We start from the raw sequence: 9,765 nt of genomic DNA on the forward strand, positions 1-9,765 counted from the left end.
CGGCGCCGTTAATGGCCGCCGCCACCGCCGCCACCGCCGCCGTGTCCACCACCGCCGGGGCCACCCCCGCCGGGGCCACCGGGACCGCCGGGCCCACCCGGTCCGCCGGGCCCACCGGGACCGCCCAACCCACCGGGACCGCCGGGTCCGCCGGGGTTGAGGTACGGATTAGGCCCGGGTCCGCGCCAATTGTCGTGGCAATTCCCGGTGTCCCAGTTGTCGCCCCAGCCGGGGTCCCAGAAATCGCCGGGGCACCACTGCGGGAACGGAGCGGGATGCGCCTGCGCGTCGGTCGCGACGCCCAGCCCCGCCAAGCCCAGACCCGCGATGGCGGAAATCGTTGCTGCTGATCGAGCGAGAGTCTTCATGGAGACAACACATGCCCACCCCGATTGAATTCAAACCGGAGGCGGCGATGTTTCGCCATTATTTTTGGCAGGTCGGACACCAGAACACGTTGCGGCCCTCCAGCACGGTCGTGCGGATCGGGGCTTTGCACACGCGGCACGGTTCGCCGGAGCGCCGGTAGACGTAGGTGCGGGGGCGGTCGGGGCGATACGAGGGCGCGCCGTGGTCGTGTTCGGGCCGCACCACGATGATCTTGCCCCGGCGCAACCCGACCTTCATCAGTGCCACCAGATCAATCCAGGCCGCATCGAATTCGTCCTCGCCGACGTCGCGGCCGGGGCGGAAGGGGTCGATGCCGTGGCGGTACAGCAACTCGCTGCGGTACACGTTGCCCACGCCGGCCATGACGGTCTGATCCATCAACAGTGCCCCAATGGGCCTGCGCGACTTGGCAATTCGCTTCCACGCCCACGACGGATCGGCGTCGCCGCGCAGCGGATCGGGACCCAGCCGGGCCAACACGTCGCTGACCTGCCCTTCGTCGATCACCTCGCACACCGTCGGGCCGCGCAGGTCCGTGCCGTAGTCGGCGCCGATCATGCGCATCCGCACCTGCCCGACCGCCTCGGGAAACGACCCGTCGTCGGGACGTTCCCATTCGGTGAAGGCGCCGTACAGGCCGAGATGCACGTGCACGATGGGGCCACCGGCGTAGTGGTGAAACAGGTGTTTGCCCCACGCGCTGGTGCGTTGCAACACCCGGCCGTCGACCGCCGCGGCCGCGTCGGCGAAGCGGCCCTGCGGGCTGGACACTGACACCGGCGCGCCGGCGTAGCGGCGTTGGTGCAGCCGGGCCAGCCGGTGCAGGGTATGCCCTTCGGGCACGCGCGGACCTTTCCAGCGTCAGCCCGCCGCGCCGGGTACCGGCGGGGCTTGGTGGGTGCGTTCGTATTCGGCGAGGATGTCGATACGCCGTTGGTGGCGTTCGGCTTTCGACCATGGCGTGGTCACGAAGGCGTCGACGATGGCGAGCGCCTCGGCCACCGTGTGCATGCGACCGCCGATGCCGATCAGTTGCGCGTTGTTGTGTTCGCGGGCCAGGCTTGCGGTTTCGACGCTCCAGGCCAGCGCGCACCGGGCGCCGGGCACCTTGTTGGCCGCGATCTGCTCGCCGTTGCCCGACCCGCCCAGCACGATGCCCAGGCTGTCCGGGTCGGCCACCGTGCGCGTCGCGGTCGCGATGCAGAAGGCCGGGTAATCGTCGTCGGCGTCGTAGGTGAAGGCGCCGCAATCGATCGGCTCGTGGCCGGACTTTGCGAGGTGCTCGATGATCTGCTGCTTGAGCTCGAATCCGGCGTGGTCAGAGCCGAGGTAGACGCGCATGCCCGCAATCCTTACACAGCCGCGCGACGGCCCGAGCGCGCTAGGCGAAGTCGGGCTTCTCGGTGCGGCTGCGCTTGAGCTCGAAGAAGTGCGGGTAGGACGCGAAGGCCACCGAGGCGTCCCACAGCTTGCCCGCTTCCTCACCGCGCGGAATCTTCGAGAGCACCGGACCGAAGAACGCCACATCGTTGACGTGGATGGTGGGCGTGCCGACATCATCGCCGACCGCGTCCATCCCGGCGTGGTGGCTCTTGCGCAGCGCCTCGTCGTAGGCGTCGCTGTCGGCGGCGTCGGCCAACTCGGCCGGCAGGCCCACCTCGGCCAGCGACTGCTTGATCACGTCGTCCAGTTCTTTGTTGTCCTCGTTGTGAATCCGGGTTCCCATCGCGGTGTACAGCGGCGCCAGCACCTCGGCGCCGTGGGCCTGTTCGGCCGCGATCGCCACCCGCACCGGGCCGAAGGCCTTCGCCAAGCGTTCGCGGTATTCGTCGGGCAGGCCCTCGCGGTTTTCGTTGAGCACCGCCAGGCTCATCACGTGGAAGTTCACCTCGATGTCGCGAACCTTTTCCACCTCGAGGATCCAGCGCGAGGTGATCCACGCCCACGGGCACAGCGGATCGAACCAGAAATCGGCCTTGTTCTTCGCGGGCGCGTTGTCGGGCATGTCCTGTCCTCTCGTCGGTTGAAAGTCTGATCTGCACAACCGTAGGCCTCTCGCTCCTGTTCCCGGTTCGCCCGACCCGTAAGTTGGACACGTGGCACTCCCCAACCTCACCCGCGAACAAGCCGTCGAGCGCGCTTCGCTGATCACCGTCGCCAGCTACCAGATCGACCTCGACCTCACCGACTCCCACGGCGGTCCCGGCGAACGGACCTTCCGCTCGGTGACCACGGTGGTGTTCGACGCCCTCGCCGGCGCCGACACGGTCATCGACATCGCCGCCGACACGGTGCGCGGCGCCACGCTCAACGGTCGCGACCTCGACGTCTCCGGATACGACGAATCCACCGGCATCGAGTTGCGTGGCCTGGCCGACCGCAACGTCGTCGTGGTCGACGCGGACTGCCGCTACTCCAACACCGGTGAGGGTCTGCACCGGTTCGTCGACCCGGTCGACAACGAGACCTACCTGTACTCCCAATTCGAAACCGCCGACGCCAAGCGCATGTTCGCCTGCTTCGACCAGCCCGACCTCAAGGCGACCTTCGACGTGCGGGTGACCGCGCCCCGGCACTGGAAGGTGATCTCCAACGGCGCGACGGTGTCGGTGACCGACGGCCTGCACACCTTCGCCACCACCCCGCGGATGAGCACCTACCTGGTCGCCCTGATCGCCGGCCCGTACGCCGAGTGGAAGGACGCCTACACCGACGAACACGGCGAAATTCCGCTGGGCATCTACTGCCGGGCGTCGCTGGCGCCCTACATGGATGCCGAGCGGCTCTTCACCCAGACCAAGCAGGGATTCGGCTTCTACCACAAGAACTTCGGCTTGCCCTACGCCTTCGGGAAATACGATCAGCTGTTCGTCCCCGAGTTCAACGCCGGCGCAATGGAAAACGCCGGCGCGGTGACCTTCCTGGAGGACTACGTCTTCCGCAGCAAGGTCACCAGGGCGTCCTACGAACGTCGCGCCGAGACCGTGCTGCATGAGATGGCCCACATGTGGTTCGGGGATCTGGTCACCATGGCGTGGTGGGACGACCTGTGGCTGAACGAGTCCTTCGCGACGTTCGCGTCGGTGCTATGCCAAAGCGAGGCAACCGAATTCACCGAAGCATGGACCACGTTCGCGACGGTCGAAAAGTCGTGGGCCTACCGTCAGGACCAGTTGCCCTCGACCCATCCGATCGCCGCCGACATTCCGGACCTGGCCGCGGTCGAGGTGAACTTCGACGGCATCACCTACGCCAAGGGCGCGTCGGTGCTCAAACAGCTCGTCGCCTACGTCGGGCTCGAGCACTTCCTGGCCGGGCTGCGCGACTACTTCCGCACCCACGCGTTCGGCAACGCCACGTTCGACGATCTGGTCGCCGCGCTGGAGAAGGCGTCGGGGCGCGACCTGTCCGACTGGGGGCAGCAGTGGCTGAAGACGACCGGGCTCAACACGCTGCGGCCCGATTTCGACGTCGACGGTGACGGCAGGTTCACGCGGTTCGCGGTGACCCAGAGCGGAGCCGCCCCGGGCGCCGGCGAGACCCGGGTGCACCGGCTGGCCATCGGCGTCTACGACGATGACGGGTCGGGAAAGCTGGTGCGGGTGCGCCGCGAGGAGCTCGACGTCGAGGGCCCGGTGACGGAAGTGCCTGCGTTGGTTGGGGTTTCGCGGGGCCAATTGGTTCTGGTCAATGACGATGACCTGACGTACTGCTCGTTGCGGCTGGACGCCGAGTCCCTGCGCACCGCCCTGGGTCGCATCGCCGACATCGCCGAGCCGCTGCCCCGCTCGCTGGTTTGGTCGGCGGCCTGGGAGATGACGCGCGAGGCCGAGCTGCGGGCCCGCGATTTCGTGGCCCTGGTGGCGGGCGGCGTGCACGCCGAAACCGAGGTCGGGGTGGCGCAGCGGCTGCTGCTTCAGGCGCAGACGGCGCTGACGTCCTACGCCGAGCCCGGCTGGGCGCGCGAGGAGGGCTGGCCGCAGTTCGCCGACCGGCTGCTGGAATTGGCGCGCGCCGCGCAGCCCGGATCGGATCACCAGCTCGCCTTCGTCAACACGCTGTGCTCGTCGGTGCTGTCGACGCGCCATGTGGTGACGCTGGCCGACCTGCTCGACCGCTCCCCCGAAGACCTGGGATTGCCGGGCCTCGAGATCGACACCGACCTGCGGTGGCGGATTGTCACCGCGCTGGCCACCGCCGGCGACATCGACGCCGACGGGCCCGCCACGCCGTTCATCGACGCCGAGGTTCAGCGGGATCCGACCGCCGCCGGCAAGCGGCACGGCGCCCAGGCCGCGACGGCGCGGCCCCAACTGCAGGTCAAGGAGGAGGCGTGGACGAGGGTGGTCGAGGACGACACCCTGGCCAACATCACCGCCCGCGCGATCATCGCGGGCATCGCCCCGCCGGCGCAGCATGAGCTGCTCAAACCGTTCACCGCGCGGTATTTCGAGGCGATCTCGGGGGTGTGGGCGCGCCGGTCCAGCGAAGTGGCGCAGACGGTGGTGATCGGCCTGTACCCGCACTGGGACATCAGCGAGGACGGCATCGCCGCAGCCGACGAGTTCCTGTCCGACCCCGAGGTGCCGGCGGCGCTGCGCCGCCTGGTGCTCGAGGGCCAGGCCGGGGTGAAGCGATCGTTGCGGGCGCGCCGTTTCGACGCCGAGTAGCTAAGCCGGCGAAATGCCGGCGCTCAGCACGCGGATCGCGCTGACCAGCCCGTCCACCAGGTCGCCGCGCTCGAATGCCGAGGAAGCGGCGGCCACACCCAGCGGTGCGGCCGATTCGGCGCCGCGGCCGCGGACAGCGGAACCGTAGACCACCTCGATGACCTTCTGGTCGGGCGAGACGGCCAGCAGCACCGCATTGTCCGGCGTCGGCACGTCGGCCAGGATCTCGCGGGCCCGCGCGGCGGTGTCGTTGCCCAGGTCGCCGAGGTAGATCGCGAAACGCGTCTTGGAGGACCGCGACCCGAATTTCAGCGCGTCGTCCACCGCGACGAGATCTTTGGTCGAGAACGGGAACTGCACCGAGAGTTCGCCGGGCTCGGTGACCCCGGAGATCCGTCCGCTGGCGGTGATCACCGAGCCGTAGGGCAGCTCGGCGGGTTCCCTCGTCGCTACCTCACCACGTGCCACTGGCGCCACCTCCGACTGAGAATTCCGACGTGCCGTGCCCCCCATGGCTGTGGCCGACCTCTTCGCCGATGGCGGCCCACAGGATCGGCGGATGCGTCCACTTCTCGCCCAGCTTGTAGGACGCCGGGTGCGGCCCCTTGCGGGACCAGATCAGCACCGACAGCGCGACCACCAGCAACACGGGTATACCGACGATGATCAGGTGGAGATGCATAGGACTCACGACGCAAACCGTATCCCACCAAGCGATCCACCGGCGCGACCGGACACCAGATTGTGGCTCAGGCCGCGCCTTCGCCGAGGTATCGGGCCCAGGCCGGGTCCAGCTCCTTGACCGTCGACAACAGCCGCCAGTGCTGGCCGGTCGGCGGCATCGGCGGCCGCCGCAGCGCCCAGCCGAGCTCGCTGAGCAGCTTGTCGCCCTTGCGATGGTTGCAGGTCGAGCAGCAGGCGACGCAGTTCTCCCAGGAATGGTCGCCGCCGCGGCTGCGGGGCACCACGTGGTCGACGGTGTCCGCCTTCGCCCCGCAGTAGGCGCAGCAGAACCGGTCGCGGTGCATCAGCGCGGCGCGGGTCATCGGAACGCGCGCCCGGTAGGGAACGCGGACATACGAGCGCAGCTGGATCACCGAGGGCACGACGATCGAGCGGGTCGCCGAGTGGATGACGGGCCCGGCCGGGTCGTGATGCACCACGTCGGCCTTGCCGCAGATCACCATGACGATCGCGCGCCGCATCGGCAGCGCGGTCAGCGGCTCGTAGGTGGAATTCAGCAGCAACACCCGCCGGCGACTCCAGATGGAAGCGCTCTCCGGGCGGGCCGGCGGATGGATCTCGACACTGTGCAGCGATGACACGGTTGTGGGCCCGGTTGACCCTGCCGCGGCCACCTGACTACTGCGGTGGCTGCGGCGTCTCTTGCCCTGCGCCATAGATCCTCCGCGAACAGTCCACCATGATTCGCCGCCAATCGCACCCCTATTGCAGGTGAAACGCCGTGTCCAACCGGTGAACAGCGAGAGCGGCGTCGGGCCGCCGCGGCTTGCCGTCGCGACGATGCCCCACAATGGACGGCGATGGATGAGGTAGGACAGTCCTTCTACGACGCCGTCGGCGGTGCCGAGACCTTCCACGCGATCGTGTCGCGGTTTTACGCTCAGGTGCCCGAGGACGAGATTTTGAGCGAGCTGTATCCCCTGGATGACCTCGAGGGCGCCGAGGAGCGCTTGCGGATGTTCCTCGAGCAGTATTGGGGCGGCCCGCGCACCTACTCGGACCGGCGCGGACACCCCCGGCTGCGGATGCGGCACGTCCCGTTCCGGATCACTCCCCTGGCGCGCGACGCGTGGCTGCGCTGCATGCACACGGCCGTGGCCTCCATCGATTCGGCGACACTCGACGACGAGCACCGCCGCGAGTTGCTCAGCTATCTGGAGATGGCCGCCGACTCGCTGGTGAACTCGTCGTTCTGATGCCCAGTTCTGATGCCCAGCGAACCGAACGGAGCAGCATGAGCCCGGCAGCGTGGTGGTCGAGCGCGGTGTTCTATCAGGTGTATCCGCGGTCGTTCGCCGACAGCGACGGCGACGGCGTCGGCGACCTGGACGGAGTGACGGCCCGCCTGGACCACCTCGAGCAGCTCGGCGTGGACGCGATCTGGCTCAACCCGGTCACGGTCTCCCCGATGGCCGACCACGGGTATGACGTCGCCGATCCGCGCGACATCGACCCGTTGTTCGGCGGGATGGCGGCCATCGAACGGTTGATCGCCGCGGCGCACCGCCGGGGCATGAAGATCACCATGGACGTGGTGCCCAACCACACCAGTTCGGCCCATCCGTGGTTCGCCGCGGCGCTGGCCGCCGGGCCGGGCACCGACGCGCGGGTGCGGTATTTCTTCCGCGACGGCCGCGGCGCCGACGGGGAGCTGCCGCCCAACAACTGGACCTCCGTCTTCGGCGGCCCCGCCTGGACCCGGGTGGTCGAACCCGACGGTCAACCCGGCCAGTGGTACCTGCACCTGTTCGACACCGAGCAGCCGGACCTGAATTGGGAGCACCCGGACGTCTTCGACGATTTCGAGAAGACGCTGCGCTTCTGGCTGGAACGCGGCGTGGACGGCTTCCGCATCGACGTGGCGCACGGCATGGCCAAGCCGGCCGGCCTGCCGGATGCGCCCGACGTCGAGTCCAAGGTGTTGCACCACACCGACGACGACCCGCGCTTCAACAACCCGAGCGTGCACGACATCCACCGCGACATCCGCAGGGTGATCGACGACTACCCGGGGGCGGTGACCGTCGGCGAGGTGTGGGTGACCGACAACGCCCGCTGGGCGGAGTACCTGCGGCCCGATGAGCTGCACCTCGGGTTCAACTTCCGGCTGGCGAGGATCGAATTCGACGGCGCCGAGATCCGCGACGCGATCCAGAACTCGCTCGCCGCCACCGCCCTGCAAGACGCCGTCCCGACCTGGACGCTGTCCAACCACGACGTCGGCCGGGAGGTCACCCGCTACGGCGGCGGCGACCTCGGCCTGCGCCGGGCCCGCGCGATGGCGATGGTGATGCTCGCCCTGCCGGGCGCGGTGTTCATCTACAACGGCGAGGAACTGGGGCTGCCCGACGTCGAGCTGCCCGACGAGGTGCTGCAGGACCCGACGTGGGAACGCTCGGGACACACCGAGCGCGGCCGCGACAAATGCCGGGTGCCCATCCCCTGGTCGGGCGATGAGCCCCCGTTCGGGTTCTCGTCCTGCGCCGAGACCTGGTTGCCGATGCCGAAGGAGTGGGCGGCGCTGACCGTTAACAAGCAGAGCGCCGATCCCGACTCGACGCTGTCGTTTTTCCGGCGCGCGCTCGAATTGCGCAAGCGTCGCGTCGAGTTCGACGGCGACGATGTCGAATGGCTGGACGCCTCCGGCGACGCGGTGATCTTCCGGCGTCCCGGCGGCCTGGTGTGCGCGCTCAACTGCGGCGCACAGCCGGTGCCCGTGCCGCCGGGGGAACTCGTCCTGGCCAGCGCGCCGCTGCTCGACGCGAAACTCCCCCCGGACTCCGCGGCCTGGCTGGCGTAGCCGGTTCGGGCCTCACGGCCCGAGTCCCGGTGGGCGTTTCGCCGCGCACTGCTCTATATGTGGTGCATGACTTCCTACGCGTGGGCAGTGATCGGGGCCGGGCCGGCGGGCGTCGCCGCGGTGGGGAGGCTGCTGGATCACGGCGTCGCGGCCGAAAGGATCGCGTGGATCGATCCCGCCTTCGCCGGCGGCGACATCGGGCAAAAGTGGCGGTCGGTGTCGAGCAACACGCACGTGGGTCTGTTCCTCGAATACTTCAACGGCTCCAAGTCATTTCGGTTCGACGAAGCGCCGCCCCTGCCGCTGCGCGAGATCGACCCCCAGGAGACGTGCGCGCTGGGCCTGGTCGCCGAGCCGCTGGTGTGGATCACGGGGCAGCTTCGTGAGCAGGTCGCCACCTTCACGACGACCGCGACCGCGCTGTACCTGGAAAACCGGCGATGGCGCATCGAGACCGAACGGGACGACATCGTGGCTAGCAACGTGATCCTGGCCGTCGGGGCGGTCGCCAAGAAGCTTCATTACCCGGAGCTCGACGAGATTCCGGTGGAGGTTGCCCTCGATCCCGAGAAGCTCGCGCGTGAGCCGCTGCGGGGTGCGACGGTCGGCGTGTTCGGCTCGTCGCACTCGTCCATGATCGTGCTGCCGAATCTGCTGCGCCATCCCGTCGAGCGGGTGATCAACTTTTACCGAAGCCCACTGAAATACGCTGTGTACTTTGAGGATTGGATCCTGTTCGATGACACCGGGCTCAAGGGCCAGGCGGCGGTGTGGGCGCGGGAAAACATCGACGGGGTGCCGCCGGAACGATTGGAGCGATGCCTGGTATCGGCGCCGGAGTTCTCCGGGCAGCTGGCCCGGTGTGACCGGGTGGTCTACACCGTCGGCTTCGAACGCCGACGATTGCCCGAGACACCGCAGTTTGGGCAACTGGACTACAACCGCACCAACGGAATCCTTGCTCCCGGCCTGTTCGGGGTCGGGATCGCGTTTCCGCAGTACGCGCAGGACCGCTACGGGTACGGGCAATTCCGGGTGGGGCTCAAGAAGTTCATGGACTACCTGGATGCCGTGCTGCCGCTGTGGCTGAGTTACGGCCCCTGATCTCCGCGCCGCTGGACCGCCGACGCCGCGTTTAAACTCAGCCTGATTTCGTTCCCA

11 protein-coding genes are annotated in these 9,765 nt (G+C 68.5%); 4 read left to right on the top strand and 7 right to left on the bottom strand.

The features are described 5' to 3' along the window. Nucleotides 1-8: 8 nt before the first annotated feature. The 4 genes from QGN30_RS19985 to QGN30_RS20000 are packed head-to-tail and all read right to left on the bottom strand — an operon-like array spanning nucleotide 9 to nucleotide 2,395. Nucleotides 9-368: a hypothetical protein gene (locus QGN30_RS19985; protein ID WP_074020979.1), complete on the bottom strand. Its 360-nt coding sequence runs from the start codon at nucleotides 366-368 to the stop codon at nucleotides 9-11. Between the two features lie 58 nt (nucleotides 369-426). Next, complete coding sequence (locus QGN30_RS19990) at nucleotides 427-1,233, bottom strand: Fpg/Nei family DNA glycosylase (protein WP_009955466.1); 807 nt, start codon at nucleotides 1,231-1,233, stop codon at nucleotides 427-429. A gap of 18 nt (nucleotides 1,234-1,251) precedes the next feature. Then, nucleotides 1,252-1,731 carry a ribose-5-phosphate isomerase gene (locus QGN30_RS19995; protein WP_009955467.1) on the bottom strand — a complete coding sequence of 160 codons (480 nt, stop codon included), beginning with the start codon at nucleotides 1,729-1,731 and terminating at the stop codon, nucleotides 1,252-1,254. A 40-nt stretch (nucleotides 1,732-1,771) separates the two neighbouring features. Then, on the bottom strand, nucleotides 1,772-2,395 hold the full coding sequence (locus QGN30_RS20000; protein ID WP_008255169.1) for a mycothiol-dependent nitroreductase Rv2466c family protein: 624 nt from the start codon (nucleotides 2,393-2,395) through the stop codon (nucleotides 1,772-1,774). Between the two features lie 91 nt (nucleotides 2,396-2,486). Between QGN30_RS20000 and pepN the strand changes: the two genes are divergently transcribed. Beyond that, nucleotides 2,487-5,060, top strand: coding sequence for an aminopeptidase N (pepN, locus tag QGN30_RS20005; RefSeq protein ID WP_014379669.1), 2,574 nt, complete (start codon nucleotides 2,487-2,489; stop codon nucleotides 5,058-5,060). Here pepN and QGN30_RS20010 read toward each other — a convergent pair whose 3' ends face one another. The 3 genes from QGN30_RS20010 to QGN30_RS20020 all read right to left on the bottom strand — a co-directional run bounded on the left by QGN30_RS20010 (nucleotide 5,061) and on the right by QGN30_RS20020 (nucleotide 6,460). Continuing rightward, nucleotides 5,061-5,528, bottom strand: coding sequence for a DUF5130 domain-containing protein (locus QGN30_RS20010; RefSeq protein ID WP_008255165.1), 468 nt, complete (start codon nucleotides 5,526-5,528; stop codon nucleotides 5,061-5,063). Beyond that, complete coding sequence (gene ctaJ, locus QGN30_RS20015) at nucleotides 5,515-5,742, bottom strand: aa3-type cytochrome oxidase subunit CtaJ (protein WP_008255162.1); 228 nt, start codon at nucleotides 5,740-5,742, stop codon at nucleotides 5,515-5,517. Before ctaJ ends, QGN30_RS20010 begins: the two co-directional genes overlap by 14 nt. Nucleotides 5,743-5,809: 67 nt before the next feature. Further along, nucleotides 5,810-6,460, bottom strand: coding sequence for an HNH endonuclease (locus QGN30_RS20020; protein WP_026071535.1), 651 nt, complete (start codon nucleotides 6,458-6,460; stop codon nucleotides 5,810-5,812). 144 nt (nucleotides 6,461-6,604) lie between these two features. On the opposite strand from QGN30_RS20020, the gene QGN30_RS20025 reads away from it, so the two are divergent. The 3 genes from QGN30_RS20025 (at nucleotide 6,605) to QGN30_RS20035 (ending at nucleotide 9,708) form a co-directional block, all read left to right on the top strand. Then, on the top strand, nucleotides 6,605-7,000 hold the full coding sequence (locus QGN30_RS20025; protein ID WP_008255158.1) for a globin: 396 nt from the start codon (nucleotides 6,605-6,607) through the stop codon (nucleotides 6,998-7,000). Continuing rightward, the gene (locus QGN30_RS20030; RefSeq protein ID WP_326565387.1) at nucleotides 7,000-8,604 is read left to right on the top strand and encodes a glycoside hydrolase family 13 protein; all 1,605 of its coding nucleotides are present in this window, start codon (nucleotides 7,000-7,002) and stop codon (nucleotides 8,602-8,604) included. The genes QGN30_RS20025 and QGN30_RS20030 overlap by 1 nt, the downstream gene beginning before the upstream one ends. 87 nt (nucleotides 8,605-8,691) lie before the next feature. Next, nucleotides 8,692-9,708 carry a pyridine nucleotide-disulfide oxidoreductase gene (locus QGN30_RS20035; RefSeq protein ID WP_082278473.1) on the top strand — a complete coding sequence of 339 codons (1,017 nt, stop codon included), beginning with the start codon at nucleotides 8,692-8,694 and terminating at the stop codon, nucleotides 9,706-9,708. Nucleotides 9,709-9,765: the final 57 nt, after the last annotated feature.

It is taken from the genome of Mycobacterium sp. 3-98 (assembly GCF_035918355.1).
Classification (GTDB): domain Bacteria; phylum Actinomycetota; class Actinomycetes; order Mycobacteriales; family Mycobacteriaceae; genus Mycobacterium; species Mycobacterium intracellulare.

Excerpts from the sequence above, each read along its gene's own strand:
- QGN30_RS20030 (WP_326565387.1), top strand. The coding sequence starts at position 7,000 with ATGCCCAGTTCTGATGCCCAGCGAACCGAACGGAGCAGCATGAGCCCG.
- ctaJ (WP_008255162.1), bottom strand. The coding sequence starts at position 5,742 with ATGCATCTCCACCTGATCATCGTCGGTATACCCGTGTTGCTGGTGGTC.
- QGN30_RS20025 (WP_008255158.1), top strand. The coding sequence starts at position 6,605 with ATGGATGAGGTAGGACAGTCCTTCTACGACGCCGTCGGCGGTGCCGAG.
- QGN30_RS20020 (WP_026071535.1), bottom strand. The coding sequence starts at position 6,460 with ATGGCGCAGGGCAAGAGACGCCGCAGCCACCGCAGTAGTCAGGTGGCC.
- QGN30_RS20000 (WP_008255169.1), bottom strand. The coding sequence starts at position 2,395 with ATGCCCGACAACGCGCCCGCGAAGAACAAGGCCGATTTCTGGTTCGAT.
- QGN30_RS19995 (WP_009955467.1), bottom strand. The coding sequence starts at position 1,731 with ATGCGCGTCTACCTCGGCTCTGACCACGCCGGATTCGAGCTCAAGCAG.
- QGN30_RS19985 (WP_074020979.1), bottom strand. The coding sequence starts at position 368 with ATGAAGACTCTCGCTCGATCAGCAGCAACGATTTCCGCCATCGCGGGT.